We start from the raw sequence: 22,074 nt of genomic DNA on the forward strand, positions 1-22,074 counted from the left end.
CAAATCAATAAATTTTAGTCCTTGTTTCTTCTTTATTTTTCAGGCGTTTGACGTTTTCTCTGTGTGTGTAGAATATTAGTACAAACATTATTATAAAAAATATTGAATTATAATTTTCAAAAATCATTAAATAAATTGGCACCATCAAACTAGCTACAAGTGATGAAAGAGATGAATATTTCGAAACAAGAAATGTAACGGCCCAGCTAATAATAAATATTAAACCCAAAATTAGGTTTATTGAGAATAGTATCCCAACATATGATGCAACTCCTTTACCTCCTTTAAACTTAAGCCATATAGGAAACACGTGACCTAAAAAGGCGCTCAGTGAGGCAATAAAAATATAATCAGGGTAATTAAATTTAACATATAAAACAGGTAGTATAGCCTTTGTTATATCCAATAATAAGGTAGCGTAGCCTAATGATTTGTTTCCTGTTCTAAGAGCGTTAGTAGCTCCAATATTTCCAGAACCTATATCTCTAATATCTTTTTTTAAAAATACCTTTGTAAGTATAAAGCCGAAAGGTATTGATCCTAATAAATATGAACTTAATGAAATGATTAAATATTCCATTGCTATAACTTAAATAATTCTTCACCTTTTACAAATGTATTTGTGACTTTGCCTTGGAGTTTTTTGTCTTCAATTGAAGTATTTTTAGATTTTGAGACAAGTTTATCTTTTTTAACTACCCATGGTTTATCAATGTCTATGATGCAAAAATCAGCTTCATTAGCAACTGAAAGATTACCTTTATTTATCTTCAATATTTTAGCAGGATTTGAAGTTAAAGCTTTGATGATAGTTTCTAATTTTACAGAACCATTATGATATAATTCTAAACTAAGAGATAATAAAGTTTCAATACCAGAGGCACCTGTAGCAGCTTGTGCAAAAGTTAATCTTTTTTGTTCCTCATCTTCTGGTTTGTGATCAGACACAATAACATCTATTGTTTCATCTTTTAAGCCTTGAACTAGAGCTATTCTGTCTTCTTCAGTTCTTAGTGGTGGTGATAATTTTAAGAACGTCCTAAAGTCTCCAATATCATTCTCATTTAATGAAAGATTATTAATCGATACACCTGTTGTAAATCTAACTTTATCCTTTCTTTCATTAATTATTTCAACTGATTTTGCAGCTGAAATTTGTGATATGTGATATCTGCACTTAATATTTTCTAGTAATGTTAAATCTCTTTCAATAATTATTCTCTCTGCAACAGCTGGTATTCCTGATAAACCAAGTTTTGTTGCAATAATTCCAGAGTTGATCATTCCATTTTTAGATAAATCATAATCTTCAGCGTGCTGCATGATTAATGTGCCTAAGTCTTTTGATGAATTCATTATACGGGACATGAGCCTAGTATTTTGAATGGTTTTTACGCCATCTGTGAATGCGATTATTCCTCTACTTTGAAGTAAGCCAAACTCAGTCATACTTAAACCTTCAATATTTTTTGTAAGTGCAGCACTTGGAAAAACATTAATTTTAGACTTATCTCTTCCACGTCTTTTTAAAAAGTCTACTATTGAAACGTTATCTATTATTGGATCAGTATTAGGCATAGTCACAACTGATGTAACTCCACCTGCAAGAGCTGCATTACTTAGTGTCCTAAAGTTTTCTTTATATTCATAACCAGGTTCACCTGCGAAAACACGCATATCTACTAAGCCAGGAAATATATGCTTACCCTTTAGATCTATTACCTTTTCTCTTGTAGGAATATTATTGGTATTTACCTTTTTTCCTATAGCTTCAATTAAACCATTTTCATCTATAATTAATCCACCATTTTCATTAATAGAGTTATGGGGATCAATTATGTTTGCGTTTATAAAGTATTGTTTTTTCATTTATTCACAGAATATTTTTAAACAGGCCATTCTTACTGCAACACCAAGTTCCACCTGTTCTTTAATTACACTTCTATTAATGTCATCTGCTAATTTAGTATCTATTTCAATTCCTCTATTCATGGGACCTGGATGCATGATTAATGCATCTTCTTTTGCATGAGAAAGTTTGTCTGGTGTAAGACCGTAGTATTCATAATACTCTCTATTTGATGACAAAAATGAGCTAGTCATTCTCTCATTTTGTAATCTTAGCATCATTACAATATCACAGTCTTTCAATCCTTTTTTCATATCAGTAAAAGTATTAACACCAAATTTTTCTATTTTCTTTGGCATTAAGTTAGATGGAGCAATAATATTAACTTCTGCACCTAACATGTTTAATAAGTAAATATTTGATCTTGCTACACGTGAATGAGTGATGTCTCCACAAATTGCTATTCTTAAACCTTCAATCTTTCCTTTACGATTTATAATTGTTAAAGCATCTAATAAAGCTTGAGTAGGGTGCTCACGACTTCCATCACCCGCATTAAGCACTGCACAATTTACTTTTTGAGATAAAAGATTGCATGCTCCAGAATCTTGATGGCGGATAACAATAATATCTGGATGCATGGCATTCAAAGTCATCGCTGTATCAATAAGTGTTTCACCTTTTTTAATTGCAGAGTTTGACATATTCATGGACATTACATCTGCACCTAATCTTTTTCCTGCTAGTTCAAATGAACTTTGAGTTCTAGTTGAGGGTTCAAAAAATAAATTAATTTGAGTTTTTCCATTCAAAACATTTAGTTTTTTATTTTTACTTTGGTTAAGTTTAATAAATGTCTTAGATTCATCTAAAATTAGATTAACATCATTAATGGATAGATCTTGAATACCTAAGAGGTGTTTTTGAGAGATTTTAATAGCTTTATTTGTTTTGGTTGCCATTAAAATTAACTCTATAACTATTAACCATCACTATGGCAAGTTAATTGTTTAAAAAGTCTATTGCACCTTGTAAAATAAAGGCTGCAGCATTTTGATCAATAGTTTTAACTCTTTTAGATACATTAATATCTAATAAACTAGAGAGGTTAAAAGCAGCAACAGTTGAAAGTCTCTCGTCCCACAAAATCACTGGTAGATCTATATTTTTAGAAATGTTTGATGCGACATCGTTAACGGATTGGGCTGATCTGCCCATAGTCCCATCCATATTTACTGGGTTTCCAACAATTATCCCACCAATATTATTTTCCTCAATAATTATTTTAAGCTCATCAATTAGTTCATTTGTGTTTGTTTTATTTATGGTTTTAAAAGGTGTGGCTATAGATTGTCTTTCATCACAAATAGAGACACCAATTCTTTTTGACCCTAAGTCTAAACCAATAAATCTTACTTTATTTGGGTGTTTTATTTTAAAATCCTCAATTGTGATCATATTGTATATTTTATACTTAAGTGATAGTTTGCCGACATATTTAATTACCACATGACAATTGATCTTAAAACAATAAAGCACATATCTAAATTATCAAGAATCTCAGTTGATGATGCTAAGGCCGATAAATTAGCTGGAGATCTCAACTCTATATTTGATTTTATTGAAAAATTGAATGAGCTTAATACTGATAATGTGGAACCTTTAACTTCTGTTGCTGAGACAACATTAAAATTAAGAGTTGATGAAGTTAAAAGTAAAAATATTAAAGATAAAATATTAAAAAATTCACCAGATGAAAATGAAGATTTTTTTGTGGTTCCAAGGGTGGTTGAGTAATGTCTGATATTACCTCACTCACTTTAACTGAATTAGTTAAAAATATTAAAGATAAAAAAATTTCCTCTGAAGAGACGACTAAAGCATTTATTGAACGTGGGGAAAAATCTAGAGACTTAAACGCTTACATTACAGAAGATTTTTCTAACGCACTTTTGAAAGCAAAAAGCTTTGATCAAAAACCCAACTTTGATTTAAAACTTCCGGGCGTTCCAATGGCAGTTAAAGATTTATTTTGCACTAATGGTGTAAAAACTACAGCAGGTAGTAAAATTTTAAATAATTTTATTCCACCATACGAGTCCACTGTTACTCAAAATATTTGGAATGAAGGGGCAATTTTACTTGGAAAATTAAATTGTGATGAGTTTGCAATGGGCTCTTCTAATGAAACTAGTTATTATGGAAATGTTCAAAGCCCAATAGATAAAGGTTTGGTACCTGGAGGGTCTTCAGGAGGATCTGCATCGGCTCTAGCAGCTAATTTAACGCCTATTACAATTGGAACTGATACTGGTGGATCTATAAGACAACCTGCTTCATTTACAGGTACAGTGGGGTTGAAGCCAACTTATGGAAGTTGTTCAAGATATGGAATTGTTGCTTTTGCGTCATCATTAGATCAAGCGGGACCCATGTCTAAAGATGTAAAAGATTGCGCGCTACTTCAAGAAATTATCAGTACTTATGATGAAAAAGATTCAACATCAATTGATTTTAAAAGAAATGAATACAGTAAAGAATTAACGAATAATATTAAAGGTAAGAAAATTGGAATTCCTAAAGAATATAGGGTTGATGGAATGCCAAAAGAAATTGAAGATTTATGGACAAAAGGAATTGAATACGCAAAAGATTGTGGTGCAGAAATTGTTGAAATTTCATTACCTCATACTAATTACGCTTTACCAACTTATTATATTGTTGCACCAGCTGAGGCCTCTTCAAACCTAGCAAGATACGATGGTGTTAAGTATGGATTTAGATCTAAAGGTGAAAACTTAATTGACATGTATGAAAAGACTAGATCGGAAGGTTTTGGTGCTGAGGTTCAAAGAAGAATAATGATTGGTACGTATGTTTTATCATCTGGTTATTATGATGCATACTATCTAAAGGCTCAAAAAGTTAGAAAACTAATTAAAAATGATTTTGACGAAGCTTATATAAAAGTTGATGCAATTTTAACTCCATCAACTCCTAGCGCTGCATTCAAAATTGGTGAGAAAACTAACGATCCAGTTTCCATGTATTTAAATGATATATTTACAGTTCCAGTAAATTTAGCTGGATTACCAGCTATTTCTATACCTGCTGGAGTAGATGACAAAGGCTATCCATTAGGACTGCAAATTATAGGTAAAGCATTTGATGAACAAAATATTTTAAACATTGCTTATGCTATGGAAGAGAAAATCCAGTTTAAAAATAAAATTACTGATTGGTGGATTAAATAAATGACCAAAGATAATTCAGAATATTTAATTGAAAGACGAGAAAATGTTTACGAAGTGGTAATTGGCCTTGAAGTTCATGCGCAAGTTACATCAAATTCAAAATTATTTTCATCTTCATCAACTACTTTTGGTGCCGAACCTAATACGCAAGTAAGTTTAGTTGATGCTGCATTTCCAGGAATGCTTCCAGTTATTAATGAGTACTGTGTAAAACAAGCAATTAAAACAGGTATAGGTTTAAGAGCTCAAATTAACAAAAGATCAGTTTTTGATAGAAAAAATTATTTTTACGCAGACCTTCCACAAGGTTATCAGATTTCACAATTTAAATATCCAATAGTAGGAGAGGGTACAGTTATTCTTGATATGGCACATGGCCAAAAAGAAGTAGGAATTGAAAGATTACACCTAGAACAAGATGCTGGAAAAAGTATTCACGATATGGATCCACAAAATACATTGGTTGATTTAAATAGATCTGGTGTAGCTTTGATGGAAATTGTTAGTAAACCAGACATGAGAACTCCAGATGAAGTTAGTGCTTATGTTAAAAAATTAAGATCCATTATGAGATATCTTGGTACGTGTGATGGAAACATGCAGGAAGGTTCTTTAAGAGCGGATGTGAATATTTCTGTTAGAATTAAAGGTTCTGATAAACTTGGAACTCGTTGTGAGATTAAAAATGTTAACTCAATTAAATTTATGCAAATGGCTATTGATTATGAAGCTAATAGACAAGTTGATTTAATTGAAGAAGGTAAAACAATTGATCAAGAAACAAGATTATTTGATACTAAAAAAAATGAAACAAGATCTATGAGGTCAAAAGAAGATGCTCATGATTATAGATATTTTCCAGATCCAGATTTATTACCATTAGAAGTAACTGACGATTTTATAGAAAAACTTAAAGAGGATATTCCAGAATTACCAGACGATAAGAAAAAAAGATTTATTGATCAACTTAAAGTATCTCCTTACGAAGCAACAATATTAGTATCAGATATTGAAACAGCAAAATACTTTGAAGAAGTAGTTACAAAGATGGGTAAGAACCAAGATATGAAGTTAGCAGTTAATTGGATTACAGGTGAATTATTTGCTGTTTTAAACAATAAAAATTTAGAAATATCTGAAAGTCCAATAAGTGCAAAAAATTTGGCAAAATTAATAAATTTAATTAAGAATGGTACAATTTCAGGAAAAATAGCCAAAACAATATTTGAATTAATGATGGATGGAGACATAGATCCTCAGATAATTGTTGAAGAAAAAGGTTTAAAGCAAGAAAGTGATCCTAAAGCATTAGAAGCTTTAATTGATAAGATTATCAATGATAATAGGGAAAAAGCTATTGAATATAAGAATGGTAAAGAAAAGCTATTTGGTTTTTTTGTAGGTCAAGCAATGAAAGCTTCAAGTGGTAAAGCCAACCCACAATTAATAAACGAAATATTAAAGAAAAAGCTTTAATATTATATAAATTGGTAGACACAAAGGACTTAAAAAGCCATGGGTAGCAACTTAGAAATTACTGAAAAACTTCAGAAATATATAGATAATTTTAGTTTAAAGTTAAATCCTATTCAGCAGGAAATAATTGATCATAATAATACACTTGGTGATGTAAAGAGAATGCAAGTAGCAACATCTCAATGTCATTTTCTTCATTTAATTATAAAAACTTCGAACATTAAAAATGTACTTGAGATTGGAACCTTTACTGGGTTAAGTGCTCTATCCATAGCATTAGCATTACCAGATGATGGTAAACTTATAGCTCTAGATAAAGATGAAGGAACGAACAAAGTAGCATTAGATTTTTTTAAAAAAGCCAATCTGAATAATAAAATTCAAACAATTATTAAGCCCGCATTAGATAGTTTGAAAGAATTAAAAAATAATAAATTTGATATGGTTTTTATAGATGCTGATAAAATGAATTATAAAGAGTATTATGAAAAATCTTTAAACTTAATGAGTAAAGGTGGATTGATTATTGTAGACAATGTTTTGTGGCATGGTGAAGTTGCTGATGAAGATAATTTGGATAAATTCACAGTAAATATTAGAGATTTTAATACTTATGTTGCAAATGATAAAAGAGTGGAACAAATCATATTACCCTTGGGTGATGGAATGACTGTTTGTAGAGTGTTATAATGTTCGATATATTTGGTTTTTACAAATTTAAAAAACTTACCTCTTTAAAAAAAAATAAGATTTTACTACAGGATTATTTAATCAAAAAAAATATCCGAGGAACAATAGTTATAGCTAGTGAAGGAGTAAATGCAACAATCTCAGGTAAAACTAGTGATGTAAAATTAACAATCACAAAAATTAAAAAAATATTAGATTTTAAAAAGTTTGATAGTGAAAATATTTCAAAAAGTAAATTTCAACCATTTCACAAACCAAAAGTTAAGATTAAAAAAGAAGTAGTTCCTATGGGCTATTCTTTGTCATTAAAAAATAAGAAAGATAACCATGTTGATCCTAAAAAGTGGAATAAGCTAATTAATGATAAAGAAACTTTAGTATTAGACTCAAGAAAACCATTTGAATATAAAGTGGGCACTTTTAAAAAATCAGTTAATCCCGATGTTGATAATTTTAGAGAATTTCCAAAATACTTAGAAAAACTTAATAAGAAAAAACCTATTGCAATGTTTTGTACAGGAGGAATTAGATGTGAAAAAGCTTCAGTTTTTTTAGAGAAAAAAGGTTTTAAGAATGTCTACCAATTAAAAGGTGGAATTCTTAATTATCTAAAGAATATTAAGAATGAGGACAGCTTATGGAAAGGAGAATGCTTTGTTTTTGATAATAGAATCAGTGTTAAGCACGGTTTAGTAACTGGGACTTATTCAATGTGTAGTGGCTGCAGAAAGCCAGTATCATTAAAAGATAAAAAGTCAAAAAAATATGAAGAAGGCGTTTCATGCAGTAATTGTCGCGATAATTTAACAGAAATTCAAAAGGGTAGGTTCCGTATGAGACAAAAACAAATAAATCTTGCTAAAAAGAGTGGTTCAAAGCATATATTCCAAAAAGAATTTAAATAGGAAAAATAATTGTCGAAAGCTATAAAACTAACTAAAGACCCTATTTGGGAATTACTTAGAAAAGTAACAATTCCTGCTAGTGTTGGTTCGTTATTTCAAACATTTTATAATTTAGTTGATACCTGGTTTGCAGGTAGAATTTCCGCAGAAGCCATAAGTGCAATAGCTAAATCATTTCCTATATATTTTGTAATAATTGCTGTCGGTGTTGGTATTGGTGCTGCAACTAACTCATGTATTGGTAATTTACTAGGTGCAAAACAAAATAATAAAGCTTCATTGTTAATCGCTCAATCTGTAATCTTTGCATTGGTAACGTCAGTTGTTGTCACTTTATTTGGGTTAAATGCTTCTGATTTTCTTTTAGGAGTTATGGGCTCTGATGCTGCGGGTATAGCTTTAACTAGAGAATATTTAGATATAATTTTTTACGGTACTTTCATTGTCATGATTCAAATCTCATTAAATGGAGCTTTGAATGCGCAAGGAGATACTAAAAGTTACAGAAATGTTTTAATATTTAGTTTCTTTTTAAATATATTTTTAAATCCTTTATTTATTTGGGGATACGGAATTGTACCAGCTTATGGTATTGGTGGTCTTGCTATTGCTACTGTAATTGCTCAATCAGTAGGTACTCTTTATTTAGCTTATAAAATCAACTCTTGTAAGTTGAAAAAGTATTTATCGATTAAATGTTTTATTCCTAAATTAATGTTATTAAAAGAATTGTTCACACAAGCACTACCCATAATGTTTAGTATGTTATTTATTGGTGTAGGTATTTTTAATATTTTATATTTTATTGGTCAATTTGGTGATCTTGCAACAGCTGGTTATGGTGCGGCTCTAAGGGTAGAGCAAGTTTTCTTACTTCCTGTAATTGGTTTAAATACGGCGGTACTTTCTATTGGGGGTCAAAATTTTGGTGCTAAAAATTATGATCGTATAAGAGAATTATATTCTAAAGCTTTATTATTTGGATCATCTTTTATGGCAGTAGCTGGTGTTATATTATTTTTTGGTGCTGAATTTTTTGTATCTCAATTTACAGATAACCAAGAAGCTATATTTCATGGTGCTTTATATTTAAAAATTGCAGCATTAATTGCACCCATTTATCCCGTGTTCTTTATTACTACAGCAGTATTCCAAGCTGTTAAAAAACCTATCTATAGTCTTTATTTAAGTGTTTTAAGATTATCAGCATTACCCTTTTTATCTCTTTGGTATGTAATTAATATTAGAGGTGGAGATTATGCAGATATATTTTATACTATAATGGTAACTAATTGGTTTATAGGTATTGTGCTAATCATATTTATTGGATACTTTTTAAATAATGTTTTTAAACAAAAGAAAAGTCATTTTACTTATTAGTATTTCTTCACTAATATTTTTATTAATTTCTAATCAAGTCAAATCACAAGAATTAAAAGTTGTTGATGGTGATACCATTCATCTTAATGGTGAAAAAATTAGATTTACTGGGATTGATACACCTGAATTAAAACAAACCTGTATTTACCAAGGGATTATTGATCCATGCGGTGTAACCGCTAAAGAAATCTTAATTGATAAAATCGCTAATTATAAAGTCGAATGTATTAGTGAAGGAAAAGACCAGTACAAAAGAACTCTAGCTGAATGCTTTGTTAATAATGAAAGTTTATCAAGCCATCTAGTTAGAAGTGGTTATGCTTTTGCCTACAGAAGATATTCTAAAAAGTTTGTCCAAGATGAGGATTATGCAAGAATTAATACAATAGGGATGTGGTCTATGAAGTTCGACTATCCTTGGGATTACAGAAAATCAAAGAAAAATTAAAGCAAGAAGGGGCATTCTGTATCCGAGTTCCTTTATTTACTTACTATATTTAATAACAAATAAGTGAAAAGTGTAAGCTCGAAGTGTATGCTCTTTTTGTCAAATTCTGCTATGGTGAGAATGTGAAAAAATTTTTAATTTATCTAATACTAATATTATTAAATTTTTCTGTTTCAATTTATGCTGACGATATTCGTGATTTTGAGATAGAAGGAATAACTATAGGCGATAGTTTATTAGATCATTTTAGTAAAAATGAAATCAAAAATTTTACTATAACTAAGTATCAAAATAATACTGATGAATATATTTCGCTGACTGGAGCAGAAGATAAATCTCAAGAATATGAGAGTTTATCTTTTCACGTAAAAAAAAATGACAATCAATACATAGTACACAGTATAAGTGGTTCTCTTTATTATAAAAAAAATTTTAATAATTGTTTAGATAAAAAAAAAAAGATTGTTGAAACGCTAAAATTTAATTTCGGAAATTTAAAATCAGATGAATATGATTATAAATATGATTGGGACTTAAAAAGCATTGCTTATATTAATGATTTTGATTTTAAGAATGGTGCAGTCAGAGTTTACTGTGTTAATTGGTCAGAAGTTACAGAAAAAAAAAGAAATTTTACTGATAACTTATCAGTAACAATTCAGATAAATTATTTTACAGAATGGTTAAATAATAGAACAAACTAATCAGAGATTTGCTTATTAATTGAGAAGGGGTGTTCTGTAACTCGGTCGTTCGACTAATAACCTTTATATAATACTATTTATTGAAAAGTGTCTGCTATTTAGTGTCTGCTCTTTTTGTTTAAATTTGCTATGGTGAGATTATGAAAAAACTATCTACTTATCTATTTTTAATTTTTTTAAGTTTTTTTATAAATCATAATTCTTTTTCTAAAGATATGGCGACTTGGGGTCCCACAGGTTCTACTTGTAAAGATTTGAAACCATTTTTAGATACTGAAGAAGGAAAACTTTTAGTTGAGTCAGAAATACGTGGTTTTTTAAATGGTCTTAATTTGCAATCATATATAAACGATACAAGTATAAGAATGAAAGTTGTAAATTATAACTCAACAACATTTGCTTTAGAATACTTAATAAATTATTGTAGAAGAAATCCTGATGGTGCTGCTTTAATGGGTATACTAGATTATTTTAAGAGTTTACCAGAATTTAAAGGTTAAACTTTAATGAGAAGGGGCGTTCTGCAACTCAGTCGCTCTATTAATAATCTTTATTTAAAAATATCATCATCATCTTTGGCAATTAAAGAGCATATTCCTGCTCCCATAAATCCCAAACCTAGACTAATAAAAATAAAAAAAGCATTCCATCCAAAAACATCAGGTATCCATGAGAAAATTATTGGAATTCTGTAAGTTTCACCTTCACTACTATCAGAAATAAACCAATATGATGAAGCAATCCACACAACTATTCCTACAGGATATTTAATTTTACTAAAAAATTTTCTTATCATGATATTTTTTATTCTGTCTTATTCAAAAAAGTATGCATAAAGAAAAGTAATAAATATCAGGTAAACCACAACCCCAGATATTAGACCAACGACTACTGATAAAACTTTATTTTTTTTTTCTAATTTTGAGTATACAAACCACCCAGCAAGAATTGCTGGCACAACGCTAAGTCCAAAAAGTTTGTATAATCCTATTCCTGCAATAGCAGGTAAAAGGTTTTTCCAATGCCATAAAGACTTTTGGTCACTTTTTTTACTCATATAAAAACTTAATATTAATAAGTATGAATGTCCAGGTGTCTGCTCTAAAATTAGGTATCTGCTCTAAAATTAGGTGTCTGCTTTAGTGTCTGCTCTAAAAATTAAAAAAAGATAATAGAATCAACGTGGATTAGTTATTAAGGGGCGTTCTGTAACTCGGTCGCCTTATTTATTACGTATATATCGTTAAAGTTGAACTTTTTTATACAAACTCATCCAGAATAAAAATTTAAATTGGACAAGATATAATTAAGAAAATTACTTATATTTTATTCATGATTATATTTGGAACTAAAGGAAGATCTATTAAAATGGATAGTGGTGAATTTCATTGTCCTAATTGCAATACACCAAGAACGTATCAAAAGAAGTATGTTCAAGATTGGTTTACATTATATTTTATCCCAACTTTTCCAGTGGGTAGTAAAAAGAATGAACATATTGAGTGTGAAGAGTGTTCAAGCATATATCATCTAGACGTAATTGATCATAAACCTGGATTAAATGATGAAGAAATGGCTTCTGAATATGAGAAAGCGTTACAAAATGTTTTATGTTTAATGATTATTGCTGATAATAAAGTTGAAGATGAAGAGGTGAAAACTGTATCTGATATCTTTAATAAATTAACTAATGACAAAAAATTATCTAAAGCAAAAATTACCAAAACTATTACGAACCTTAAAAAAGATGATTTAACAGTAGATGAATACCTTAAGGATATAAGACCTTACCTTAATCCTGAGCATAGAGAGCTTATCATTAAAGCAATGTATTATGTTGCAGGATCTGATGGTCATTTAGATGATAGGGAGTCAGAATTGCTAATGTATACTGCTAAAGTACTTGAGATGACACCAGCACATATAAAAGGTGTCCTTAGTGAATTAGATAAAGGAGCAGTTAACTAATGATTAATTGTATTAAATATAGACTGACAAATATATTCTCTTTCTCCGACACCGCTGGAAGGTTGGATTATTTCTGTACGTGGTTAGGAATGTGGATACTTGTTATTGGATTTTTTATGATTATAGCTGGTAATGAAATTAGTCAATTTATTCCTATTCTTATAATAATCCTTTCTGTAATAAATATTGCAAACGTTTGTAGAAGGTTAAATGATATTGGTAATAGTCGGTTACTTGCATTACTTTTATTTATTCCAATAATAGGTTTAATATTTTTTATATATCTTTTAGCAACACCAGGAAAAATTAAATAAATATTATGATTAGTGATTTTTTTAATTTGTTCGTGCATATATTGGAAATAGTTGGCAATGTTACAGGTATGGGCTATGAATTATCAAATATAGTTATCTTTGTAGTATTGCAGCCAGCTCTAATACTATTATTTTTTATACTATGGAGAAGAGAGGTGAAGAAAAATTCTAAACAACTCTATTTATAATTATTTTTCTCCAACACGAGTTAATAAACCACCAAAAACTATCAATATGATAGGTGAGAAAGATGATGCCGTCCCCATAAATGCAGTAAGATTTATGTCACCAAAATTTCCCAAGAGAAAGTCTATTACTCCAAGTGCTATTAATATGTAACCAATTATTTGCATGTTAAAAACATATGTTTAACAGCAGGTTGTATCAAGGTAATTTAAATATTACTTAGGAAAGAATATCCAAAAACTAGCGAACATATAAAAGGCTACACCCCAAACTCTAATCTTTCTATTAACAAGTGTAGCTTTTTTTTGATTAGTTGAAATAAATCTACTAAACCAAATACTCATAAATGTAGGGATACAGCAAAAAATATAAGATAATAATATGTATTCATCTAAGGCAGTGAGGTAATTTAATTTTGGCACATCATCTGCAAATACAAAGTTATAAGCAATTAAAGATAATAGGGCTACCATCGAAGTTGTTAGTCGTGTTTCAAATTCTTTTGTAGGAATCCACAATACAAACCAAGCAAGGGATAAAATCAAAAATACAGGAATAATAATCTTATAAATGTATTGTTCATAATTTCTTTTAATCTCAACTTCTATTACAAGTGCATTCATTGAGTCAGTAATAATCTTTCCTGTATACGTATCGTAATAATTTTTATCAATAATTTCATTAGACAGAATATTGGATGAAATAATTTTCCATTCTTTTAAATAATTGTTTTTTTTTAAACTTTCTAAATTTAAAAAAGCACCCTTATCAGGCGTTATAAATGTTACTACTGCACCATCTTTATTAACATTTAAAGTAGGGTCAGAATGATTTCTCATACCAGTAGATATTGTAATTTTAATTTTTTGTGTATCAAAAGGAAACTTTTCAAATTTAAAATCCTGTCGGTAGAAAGAAACACCTGATTCAAATCTGAATAATCTTAAAATTTCATTGTCAATTGTCATAGAAATAATTGGTTTATTAATTTTTGTTTTATTGTTTAATCCCTCTCTAAGATCTTCATCATATTTAAATTCATTAAAATCAAAAGTTTCTATAGGAAAATTAATTTCATCAATAGTGTCATTACATAGATTGGAGTAGGCATTATCGATATTTAAATTAGTATCTTTTAAAATTTTTAATAAATCTTGTCTTTGATTAGAAAAAATTGATCTAAAAGATATTTCAACAGTACCTTTTGTTGGTTCTATGCTTTGTATCGTCTGTAAACCAAAAGTTTCCATTTTAATGTCATTTAATTTGTAAGGTTTAGAGCCAATACTTATAACTTTTCCATTTATGAGTTCTATTTTAACCATCTCATTTTTTTTATGGATTGCTTTAATTTCTAAATCATCTTTTTTGGATAAATTAATATTGTTATAAGATTTAATTATAGATCCTTCTGTAATGTCTATTTTGTTGAATAACGAAAACCTTACAACAGGATAATTTTCCTTATTTCTCTTTATCTTAATAATTTTTTTTTCCTTATCCCAGGTAAAATCATAAAATATACCAACATCATTTCTTTCTTCTTGATACCAATTATGTTGTTCCCAACTTTCAGTTATTGCATTATCCCAATTTGAGCAAACTACCTCTGCTTGAGTTTTTAAAGGATATAGGAATATTGTAACCACACTTAAGATAAAACTTATTAAATAAAGAGGGTATTTTTTAAATAGCATATTAAATCATAGCTTAAGTTATTTTTATAAATTACTATAATTCATATAATAAGTTTTTAAAAGCTATGGCAAAAATTAGAAAATCAGCCTCTATTGAAAATGGATTAATGGAAGTTGTTAAAATATTAAGTGAACAGGAAATTCAAGCTGCAATTGGGAAGGGGTCTTCTTATGTACGTAAATGTAGTAACCCAGATTTACCTCAAGAAATTGATCATAACGACTCTTTTAAATTAGATAAAGCCTGTGTAGCTAAGGGTAAAGCACCTCCATTATTAGTATCTCATGAATATATGATTGCTAAAGAATTTGACAATATTGATACACCAGAATCTAAAGATATTAGTCAGATTTTAGTACGCTCAACAATATTGCATGGAAAATTAACCGAGTTAATTCATCATGCTCAAGATCCAAAAAGTGATAAAGGGATGGAAATTAGCTTGTTAGAAAAAAAAGATATATTTGAAGCTATTAAAGATCTAGAAGATAAAATTATGAAAATTAAGATGACTATTGATACAAAGTTTTAAGTTTAACTTAATTCTTCAAACTTATCCCATTCACCATCTTGGTTGTAGTCATAGGCTATAACATCCATTGTGCCGTCGTCATTATCATCATACTCAGCTCTATCCGCATTTCCGTCTAAGTCATCATCAAAAACAACCATTTCATAATTTTTATTTTCATTTTCATCGAAAGCTACAGCCTCAATAATTCCATCTTCATTTAGATCCATTAGAACTTTTTCGTAGTTACCGTCTTTATTCTCATCTAGAAGCCAAGCATCTGTAACCCCATTCTCATTTAAATCTGCTTCTTTAGCATTAGGGTATTTTTTTGATAAACCACTATTCTTTTTAGTATCAGATTTTTTTTGTATCCAGGTATTACCTTTTTTCTTTTTTTGAATATATTTAGATTCAACATCTTCTTGTTTTACTTCATTGATAAACTCAATTAGATCATCAACAGCTATTGCAAAGTTTAGATTTTCACCTTCTGAAGTAAAAGTATTTACACCAATTAATTCTTTGTCTTTATTAAACAAAGGTCCACCAGAGTTTCCAGGATTTATCGGTACTTGCATTTGTATCGTGTTTGCAAAATGTCTTGAAGATTTGTATCTCCATCTATGATCTGGTCTTTTTTGACTAATCATTCCATTGGTAAAAGTCCAGACCAATCCATCAGGATGACCTATAGCAAAAGCGGTTTGACCAATTTTTACACTTTTATAAGTTCCATACACAACAGGCTTAAGTGAAGTTGGCAGACCTTTAACTTCTATCATCGCAAGATCTTTTTGTTTATTTCTTTTTATAACTTTACCAGTGTAGTAATCCGTATCACACACTCTATTTAAATTTTCTGTTTTTAGACAAATGGTTACATCTTTTGCAGTTTCAACCACATGCCAATTTGTAATTATCTTTAAGCCATTATGATTGATAATAAATCCTGAACCTGAACCTCTATCTTTTTTATTTTCTATATAAACAACACTATTAGCAAACTTTTCAAAAATTTCTTCAGGTCCACCCTTATATTTAGTTCGTGGTTTTCTTGTTTTATTTTTTTTAACCACGTCTTTAGACTGGTTTTTAGCATAAGCAACAATACTGATAATTTGTTCTTTAGATTTTACAATCACTTTATCATCAACCAAAGGAGTAGAGGCCACCTCTATACTTTCTGATCCATTAGACTTTAAATCACCCTTTAACTTATAGGCTATTGTTTCTGCAGATAAGTAACTTCCTAATGTAGATAATAATATAATGAGTATAATTTTTTTAATCATTGAAGATTATTCTTTGGAATAAAAATAAAATCTCCACCACCATCTGACCATGTGGGTGGATGATAATAGTGAGGTCTTTGGCTCGACCCTGCAAAATATCTGTCCATGTTCCACGCAACACTTTTTAAATTTACTGGTATTGAGCTTTTGTGAAACTCTTTTAATAGATTTAAAAATGTTAAAGCAAACATAGAGTGATTAGTTCCAGCAACAGTATCACTCACTGGTCCAGTACTACCAGAAGATAAAACAGAACGAGATCTAGAGTTTAAATCACCTATTAATTGTTTTTCAAAAATTCTACTATCTTCTTCTGTCATATTGTCTAATAAGTTGAGACCTTTAAACTTTCCGCCAACATAACAAGAATCTACTAAAACAGCTATATGATGAGCTTTTATTTCATCTCGTATGTAAATATCGATATAGTTAATTGAAATCCAATCGTCTTGACCCCATTTTTTGCTTCCATCTTTTGGAATCCAGTATGCTTGTTCTGCCTTAACATCTCCATGACCAGAATAATAAATTAAAACATAATCGTTTTCTGTTGTTATTAATGATAATTCTTCTAAAGCAGTCAAAATTTCTTTTTTAGTTCCATTATAAATAGGAATTATTTTTTCAAACTTATAACTTTGATCTAAAACATTTTTAATTTCTTTTATATCATTTTGTGGTGATACTAGGTTTTCCCAATTATCATATTTAGAGTTCCCAATTAATAATGCGTAGTATTTTCCATTTGGTTCTAGTTTAATATTTTTATTATTTCTTGGAGCAGGAAGACTTCTTGTTATAAGAGTTTCTGTATCTACCTTATATGAATCTAATTTTGCAAGAGCTAATTTTTTTGATGTATAAAATTCAAACTCAACATTATTACCTTTATTAGTTTCACCTTCAATTCCTTTTCCCGCATTATTAGTTTGGGTAAATTTTCCTGCCATCTCAAGTTTGTTTTTACATTTAACAACCACCTTACCCATTATGTCACCAAAAAAAGTTCCTATTTGTGAATCTACAACACAAGTTGTTTTTCCATCATCAAGAAAGGCAATACCATCACTTTTACTATAATAAGACTTATTGTTAAGTTTAAATTTTTCAGATTTTTTATCTGAATTTACATAACCATAAAGATAAGTTGCTTCTTCATTTTCTTTTGCTTCAATTATCGCTGCAAAATAAAACTCAGCTTTTGGTAAGCTATCTTTGTTTTTATATTTTTTAAGATTTTCTTTTATATCTTTTATTTTATCTTTACTTTTTTTAGTTATCCAAGATTTGGATTCTTTTATTTTTTCTTTAAACTTTTTTTTATTTTTTTTTATTTCTTCTTTTTTCTTCTTTTTTATCCATTCACTTTTTTTATTATTTTCAGTTTTTTCTTTTTTTTCTATTTTAATTTCAGAATCTGATTTATCTGATTTTTTAGTTATCCATGATGTTTCGGAATTAGCCTGTAAGGTAAAAGTCGCTAAAAATATGATAAGTAATAACGCCTTAATCATTTTAATCATTAATAACTCTATAATTTTTAGGAAACAAAGTCACTGAAGATTTAACTCCTTTTTGGCAGTCTACCACCACTTTTAATACAATCTTTGATTGTTTGATAAGCTTTATAGTGCTTTGTTATATCGTAGTATCTTGATCCTTTTTCATGACAAATATTTGTCTTTGATTTTTTAACAGGGACACTAGCGGAATCACAACCTTGCAAAAGAATTAAGATTATAAAAATTTTAGCAAATATTTTTTTCATATAATAAATATATAATTTTATATCAATTAACCTAATCCAAAACTGTATTAGATTTTGGACTAAATAAGCCTAAATTTAACCTCATATCCAATTTCTTCTTTGTTTGTGGACAAGTATTTCAAACCAATCGTTGCTAAATGTATTGCATGAAAAACAAACAACAAAAGGAGAAAAAAATGAAGACAGTAAAAGAAGATACAGGCGGTACATCGTTTATTAACATTATCGGAGGTTTGTTAATTGCCTTTGCAGTAATTGACTTTGCAATGTCATTTGCAGGAACAAACTTAACTAGCTTTATGGGTCCAGTTTCGAGATTTTCACCAATTATATTTGGTCTAATTGGTTCAACATTATTAAATGTTGGTAAGGAGGGAAGCTAATTTTGACTACTCTCCCCTTAATTTTAGGGGAGGGGAAAGAGGAAATTATGAAAAAGGTTTTTGCTTCAATTTCAAGACTAACAGTTGCTTATAGTAAGTTTGGGATAATGATTTTTTCATTATCATTAATGAATACAGCTCTTAAAGCAGATAGTGGTTTTACTTATCTAGCCGCCAATTCTCAATTTTTAAAGTTGGGTGGAGTTTATGTTCAAGAAACTCAAAATATTAGAAATAGAAAGTTAATTCATCAATTTACAAAGAATGAGGGAGATAAAATATAAATATGGGTAAGATTATATTAACTATGTTCATGAAATTACCTTTATTGTTTAAAGGATTATCAGTTGCATTTGTTAGTATGCTTGAAGCTATTGTAAGATCAGTTGATAATATTGGTTATCACATACTTCATCCTTTTAGAGCAGTAAGATTTACTGAAGTAAGAGAATTTTTATCTGAAAATGCCATAACAATTTCATTAATCATAATATTTATGATTTTGATCTATATGACTTTTAGTAGGAGGGTTAACTAATGAAGAAGTTTATCTATCTGATTTTATTATCTTTATTAACATCTTGTGCAAACACATCATGGGATCATAGATCTGGAAATAATTCAGATTTAGATTTTCATAGTGGTTTTTGTAATTCTTTAGCTAATGCAAAGTCACCAACATATCTTTGTAAAGATCCATTTATGTGTAAGCCAGAAGAATTTAGTTTGGTCATAACAGCCCTTGGCCAAAACGCAGCAGAGTACGATCACTGTATGTATAAAAAGGGCTACAACGCTAACTAAAAGGAGACTATCTAAAGAGATAAAAATATGATGAAGTTTGAATTTATTGAAAGAAGTTTAAAAGTAGTAAGAAATATTTTGAGGGGTAAAAAAATGAGCTTTGAGTTTAAAAATTTAAAAGTTGCAGATATAGAGAATGAAATAGATCTAAAGAAAAAAGGTGAAAGCGATGGAACAAATAATTTACCCTCAGAAAATTCAGAGGTTTTTTCCATAACTGAAAATGAAGCAATTACAAAATATGATGAAAAAAGACATGAGGCAGTATCAGAAGCTGCTAGGTTTTTAGATCCTATAAAAAATAAAATTATTGGCTATTCAGCAATACTTGGGAAAAAACATTTTTTTATTGATAGTTTTAGAAATAGAGTTGAGCAATCTTTAACTACTGGCAGTGGAAGATTATCAAATCTAAAAGATTCTTATGACACGCAAGATAAAGAGGTTAAACATTTTAAATTAACACACGATATAAGTAGGGATCCGAAATCTCTTACAACTCCTAAAATGATAGGGGGACTCTTGTTTGCTGCTGCATTATTTTTTATAGAAGTTAAAGTTAATACTAAATTATTAGGGCCAGCAATGACAGGGGGTGAGGCTGAAGGACAGGGAATATCCTTTGCTGTAGCTGCTCTAAATGTAATTATATCTTTTTTAGCTGGTTATTTTTTAGTCAAAAACTTTAATCTCCAAAAATGTTTAAAAAGAACCGTTTCAAAAATTGTTTTAGCTTTTTACTCTGTATTTATTATTTATCTAAACTGGTGTCTTGGTGCCTTCAGAGCGATAGCTGAACAAAAAGGACAAGTTGTACAATGGGGTCAAACTGAAACTGTTGTTGCCCAAGCTACTGAATTTGGAAATGTATTATATCCATGGACAGTTTCATGGAGCTTTTATGCGGCAGTATTAAGCTTTATAGGAATAGGCTTTGCATTATTTTCTTTATTAGATGGATATTTTTTTGATGATCCATATCCTGGTTATGGATCTATAGGTAAAGATAGAAACGAAAACAAAAAAGAAATAAATCGTATTAGAGAGCACTTAGGTAATGAAATTAACATTCAGTTTAAAAATGAGGTTAAAAAAGTTAGTGATGAAAGAAATTTACTAATTTCTGAAAGTCTTAAACAGTGGTCAATTAATGTAACTAAATTAGAGTCTACATTTGCAAATTATAGAAGGTATGTAAAAAAAATTGATGATGACACTGATCACATTATTGAAGAATATAGGTCTTTAAATTCTAATTTTAGATCATCTTCTGCCCCAAAATATTGGAAGGATAAAGAGGGTAATATAATAAAAAAACCATTTAATACACTTACGGAGGATAAGATGGACCCAAAATTAGTTTTTTCAGATATGGCCGTGATATATTTAGACAAAAATCAAATTGAAGAAAAAACTAAATCTTTAAATAATGAGATCAATGAAGAGGTTACGGCTTATGTTAAAGAAGTGAACGCTTTCAAAGAAGAGGTTAACAAGAGAATAACTGATATGAGGAGTAGCTATAATGTATCGTAAATTAGATAAACTTGTAATTTCTTTATTTTTAATTTTAACTTGGTCTTTAACAGTGAATGCAGCATCATTACCTGACGGTTTCCCAAAATGCTCAAATAGTGATGTTAATAAGACTAATTTCTGCCCAATGAGTGCTAAGTTAGGACATAAGATTTTTTTAGTAGACTTTACATCTAAATGGGAAAGTCCCCAAGTAGAGTGGGTAAAAGGAAGAATTTTTGGTGAAGCTTTAATTGCAGATACACCACCTTATCATAAGATTTCTTTTTTAAAAATTGATGAGAAACCACCACATACTCAAAAATTTGTGTATTCAAAATGTAGGTTTAAAACTGGTATAAAAAATGAAAAGTTTCCTGGCGATGAAGTTAATAAAAAATGTGAAGGTATAGATAATATCAAAAAAATTTATAATCAATGGGAGACGCAAATAAACTCTATTCAAAATGGTTTTTTTGAAAGTAGTGAAGCTAATCAAAGTTTAATTTATGAATATATTGTTCATTTATTAAGAGAAACCAGTTCTGACTTTGGTGCTGACTATAAAGAAAGAGAACTAGTTATTGTTTCTGATTTGATGCAATTTTCAAAAAGAGTTAATTTTTTTAAACACTGTAAATCTACAGCCATGAAACTTAAACCAAAGAAAAAACAAGTAGCTGATAAGTGTGGTACCTTTGCTCAATTATTAAAAAAAGAAAAAAGTTTTGCTAATTACATGAAGGCAACAAAGCCCACTTCAGAAATGGTTAAAAACCTAAAAGTTAAAGTGTTGTTTATAAATCATTCTTACGAACATGGTGAAGATCTTTATGTTACATTAGAAAAACTTTGGAGAGACTTGTTTAGTTTTATGGGAATTGATAATGTCGAAATAGTTCCACAAATAGATTATAAAATTTAAC

At 29.2% G+C, this 22,074-nt stretch carries 29 protein-coding genes; 18 read left to right on the top strand and 11 right to left on the bottom strand.

Annotated elements, in window-relative coordinates:
• Positions 1-4 precede the first annotated feature (4 nt).
• Genes plsY through ruvX form a run of 4 tightly spaced genes read right to left on the bottom strand, consistent with a single transcriptional unit; the run spans position 5 to position 3,307 of the window.
• Positions 5-580: a glycerol-3-phosphate 1-O-acyltransferase PlsY gene (plsY, locus tag ABXT65_RS02670; protein ID WP_415324006.1), complete on the bottom strand. Its 576-nt coding sequence runs from the start codon at positions 578-580 to the stop codon at positions 5-7.
• Between the two features lie 2 nt (positions 581-582).
• The gene (gene pyrC / locus ABXT65_RS02675) at positions 583-1,869 is read right to left on the bottom strand and encodes a dihydroorotase (protein WP_415324007.1); all 1,287 of its coding nucleotides are present in this window, start codon (positions 1,867-1,869) and stop codon (positions 583-585) included.
• Entirely contained in the window at positions 1,870-2,811 is a 942-nt protein-coding gene (locus ABXT65_RS02680) for an aspartate carbamoyltransferase catalytic subunit (RefSeq protein ID WP_415324008.1), read from the bottom strand. It lies immediately after the preceding gene.
• Between the two features lie 40 nt (positions 2,812-2,851).
• Positions 2,852-3,307: a Holliday junction resolvase RuvX gene (gene ruvX, locus ABXT65_RS02685; protein ID WP_415324009.1), complete on the bottom strand. Its 456-nt coding sequence runs from the start codon at positions 3,305-3,307 to the stop codon at positions 2,852-2,854.
• A gap of 51 nt (positions 3,308-3,358) precedes the next feature.
• Here ruvX and gatC point away from each other — a divergent pair, with 51 nt between their 5' ends.
• The 9 genes from gatC (at position 3,359) to ABXT65_RS02730 (ending at position 11,206) form a co-directional block, all read left to right on the top strand.
• A complete protein-coding gene (gene gatC, locus ABXT65_RS02690; RefSeq protein WP_415324010.1) occupies positions 3,359-3,646 on the top strand; it encodes an Asp-tRNA(Asn)/Glu-tRNA(Gln) amidotransferase subunit GatC in 288 nt (95 codons plus the stop codon).
• Positions 3,646-5,103 carry an Asp-tRNA(Asn)/Glu-tRNA(Gln) amidotransferase subunit GatA gene (gene gatA / locus ABXT65_RS02695; RefSeq protein WP_415324011.1) on the top strand — a complete coding sequence of 486 codons (1,458 nt, stop codon included), beginning with the start codon at positions 3,646-3,648 and terminating at the stop codon, positions 5,101-5,103. Before gatC ends, gatA begins: the two co-directional genes overlap by 1 nt.
• Entirely contained in the window at positions 5,104-6,579 is a 1,476-nt protein-coding gene (gene gatB, locus ABXT65_RS02700; RefSeq protein WP_415324012.1) for an Asp-tRNA(Asn)/Glu-tRNA(Gln) amidotransferase subunit GatB, read from the top strand.
• A 39-nt stretch (positions 6,580-6,618) separates the two neighbouring features.
• A complete protein-coding gene (locus ABXT65_RS02705) occupies positions 6,619-7,269 on the top strand; it encodes an O-methyltransferase (protein ID WP_415324013.1) in 651 nt (216 codons plus the stop codon).
• On the top strand, positions 7,269-8,174 hold the full coding sequence (locus tag ABXT65_RS02710) for a rhodanese-related sulfurtransferase (protein ID WP_415324014.1): 906 nt from the start codon (positions 7,269-7,271) through the stop codon (positions 8,172-8,174). Before ABXT65_RS02705 ends, ABXT65_RS02710 begins: the two co-directional genes overlap by 1 nt.
• A 9-nt stretch (positions 8,175-8,183) precedes the next feature.
• Positions 8,184-9,554, top strand: coding sequence for an MATE family efflux transporter (locus tag ABXT65_RS02715; RefSeq protein ID WP_415324015.1), 1,371 nt, complete (start codon positions 8,184-8,186; stop codon positions 9,552-9,554).
• Entirely contained in the window at positions 9,517-10,002 is a 486-nt protein-coding gene (locus tag ABXT65_RS02720) for a thermonuclease family protein (RefSeq protein ID WP_415324016.1), read from the top strand. Before ABXT65_RS02715 ends, ABXT65_RS02720 begins: the two co-directional genes overlap by 38 nt.
• A gap of 122 nt (positions 10,003-10,124) precedes the next feature.
• On the top strand, positions 10,125-10,706 hold the full coding sequence (locus ABXT65_RS02725; RefSeq protein WP_415324017.1) for a hypothetical protein: 582 nt from the start codon (positions 10,125-10,127) through the stop codon (positions 10,704-10,706).
• A 140-nt stretch (positions 10,707-10,846) separates the two neighbouring features.
• Positions 10,847-11,206, top strand: a complete 360-nt coding sequence (locus ABXT65_RS02730) for a hypothetical protein (RefSeq protein WP_415324018.1) — start codon at positions 10,847-10,849, stop codon at positions 11,204-11,206.
• 50 nt (positions 11,207-11,256) lie between these two features.
• On the opposite strand, the gene ABXT65_RS02735 is transcribed toward ABXT65_RS02730, so the two are convergent.
• Together ABXT65_RS02735 and ABXT65_RS02740 are read right to left on the bottom strand one after the other, a co-directional pair.
• A complete protein-coding gene (locus tag ABXT65_RS02735) occupies positions 11,257-11,502 on the bottom strand; it encodes a hypothetical protein (protein ID WP_415324019.1) in 246 nt (81 codons plus the stop codon).
• 18 nt (positions 11,503-11,520) lie between these two features.
• Positions 11,521-11,763, bottom strand: a complete 243-nt coding sequence (locus ABXT65_RS02740) for a hypothetical protein (protein ID WP_415324020.1) — start codon at positions 11,761-11,763, stop codon at positions 11,521-11,523.
• A 275-nt stretch (positions 11,764-12,038) separates the two neighbouring features.
• Between ABXT65_RS02740 and ABXT65_RS02745 the strand changes: the two genes are divergently transcribed.
• Positions 12,039-12,674 carry a TerB family tellurite resistance protein gene (locus tag ABXT65_RS02745; RefSeq protein ID WP_415324021.1) on the top strand — a complete coding sequence of 212 codons (636 nt, stop codon included), beginning with the start codon at positions 12,039-12,041 and terminating at the stop codon, positions 12,672-12,674.
• Entirely contained in the window at positions 12,674-12,988 is a 315-nt protein-coding gene (locus tag ABXT65_RS02750; protein WP_415324022.1) for a DUF805 domain-containing protein, read from the top strand. The genes ABXT65_RS02745 and ABXT65_RS02750 overlap by 1 nt, the downstream gene beginning before the upstream one ends.
• A gap of 188 nt (positions 12,989-13,176) precedes the next feature.
• Here ABXT65_RS02750 and ABXT65_RS02755 read toward each other — a convergent pair whose 3' ends face one another.
• Both ABXT65_RS02755 and ABXT65_RS02760 read right to left on the bottom strand, forming a co-directional pair.
• Positions 13,177-13,341 carry a hypothetical protein gene (locus ABXT65_RS02755; RefSeq protein ID WP_415324023.1) on the bottom strand — a complete coding sequence of 55 codons (165 nt, stop codon included), beginning with the start codon at positions 13,339-13,341 and terminating at the stop codon, positions 13,177-13,179.
• A 48-nt stretch (positions 13,342-13,389) separates the two neighbouring features.
• Entirely contained in the window at positions 13,390-14,871 is a 1,482-nt protein-coding gene (locus ABXT65_RS02760) for a hypothetical protein (RefSeq protein WP_415324024.1), read from the bottom strand.
• A gap of 65 nt (positions 14,872-14,936) precedes the next feature.
• Here ABXT65_RS02760 and ABXT65_RS02765 point away from each other — a divergent pair, with 65 nt between their 5' ends.
• Positions 14,937-15,404, top strand: coding sequence for a hypothetical protein (locus tag ABXT65_RS02765; protein WP_415324025.1), 468 nt, complete (start codon positions 14,937-14,939; stop codon positions 15,402-15,404).
• A 2-nt stretch (positions 15,405-15,406) separates the two neighbouring features.
• Here ABXT65_RS02765 and ABXT65_RS02770 read toward each other — a convergent pair whose 3' ends face one another.
• From ABXT65_RS02770 to ABXT65_RS02780, 3 genes are read right to left on the bottom strand one after another with little or no spacing between them, the layout of a single operon-like run.
• Positions 15,407-16,678: a S1C family serine protease gene (locus tag ABXT65_RS02770; RefSeq protein WP_415324026.1), complete on the bottom strand. Its 1,272-nt coding sequence runs from the start codon at positions 16,676-16,678 to the stop codon at positions 15,407-15,409.
• Positions 16,675-18,201 carry a caspase family protein gene (locus ABXT65_RS02775; protein ID WP_415324027.1) on the bottom strand — a complete coding sequence of 509 codons (1,527 nt, stop codon included), beginning with the start codon at positions 18,199-18,201 and terminating at the stop codon, positions 16,675-16,677. The genes ABXT65_RS02770 and ABXT65_RS02775 overlap by 4 nt, the downstream gene beginning before the upstream one ends.
• 41 nt (positions 18,202-18,242) lie before the next feature.
• Positions 18,243-18,446 (bottom strand): hypothetical protein, encoded by a 204-nt coding sequence (locus tag ABXT65_RS02780; protein WP_415324028.1) that lies wholly within the window; start codon positions 18,444-18,446, stop codon positions 18,243-18,245.
• A 176-nt stretch (positions 18,447-18,622) separates the two neighbouring features.
• Here ABXT65_RS02780 and ABXT65_RS02785 point away from each other — a divergent pair, with 176 nt between their 5' ends.
• Genes ABXT65_RS02785 through ABXT65_RS02810 form a run of 6 tightly spaced genes read left to right on the top strand, consistent with a single transcriptional unit; the run spans position 18,623 to position 22,073 of the window.
• Positions 18,623-18,829 (top strand): hypothetical protein, encoded by a 207-nt coding sequence (locus ABXT65_RS02785; RefSeq protein ID WP_415324029.1) that lies wholly within the window; start codon positions 18,623-18,625, stop codon positions 18,827-18,829.
• A gap of 47 nt (positions 18,830-18,876) precedes the next feature.
• Positions 18,877-19,113, top strand: coding sequence for a hypothetical protein (locus tag ABXT65_RS02790; RefSeq protein WP_415324030.1), 237 nt, complete (start codon positions 18,877-18,879; stop codon positions 19,111-19,113).
• Positions 19,114-19,142: 29 nt separating this feature from the next.
• Positions 19,143-19,367: a hypothetical protein gene (locus ABXT65_RS02795; protein WP_415324031.1), complete on the top strand. Its 225-nt coding sequence runs from the start codon at positions 19,143-19,145 to the stop codon at positions 19,365-19,367.
• Positions 19,367-19,633, top strand: coding sequence for a hypothetical protein (locus ABXT65_RS02800; protein WP_415324032.1), 267 nt, complete (start codon positions 19,367-19,369; stop codon positions 19,631-19,633). The genes ABXT65_RS02795 and ABXT65_RS02800 overlap by 1 nt, the downstream gene beginning before the upstream one ends.
• 27 nt (positions 19,634-19,660) lie before the next feature.
• Positions 19,661-21,169: a hypothetical protein gene (locus ABXT65_RS02805; RefSeq protein WP_415324033.1), complete on the top strand. Its 1,509-nt coding sequence runs from the start codon at positions 19,661-19,663 to the stop codon at positions 21,167-21,169.
• Positions 21,159-22,073 carry a hypothetical protein gene (locus tag ABXT65_RS02810; RefSeq protein ID WP_415324034.1) on the top strand — a complete coding sequence of 305 codons (915 nt, stop codon included), beginning with the start codon at positions 21,159-21,161 and terminating at the stop codon, positions 22,071-22,073. The genes ABXT65_RS02805 and ABXT65_RS02810 overlap by 11 nt, the downstream gene beginning before the upstream one ends.
• The last annotated feature ends 1 nt before the right edge of the window (position 22,074 follow it).

It is taken from the genome of Candidatus Pelagibacter sp. Uisw_127, assembly GCF_047722515.1.
GTDB lineage: Bacteria > Pseudomonadota > Alphaproteobacteria > Pelagibacterales > Pelagibacteraceae > Pelagibacter.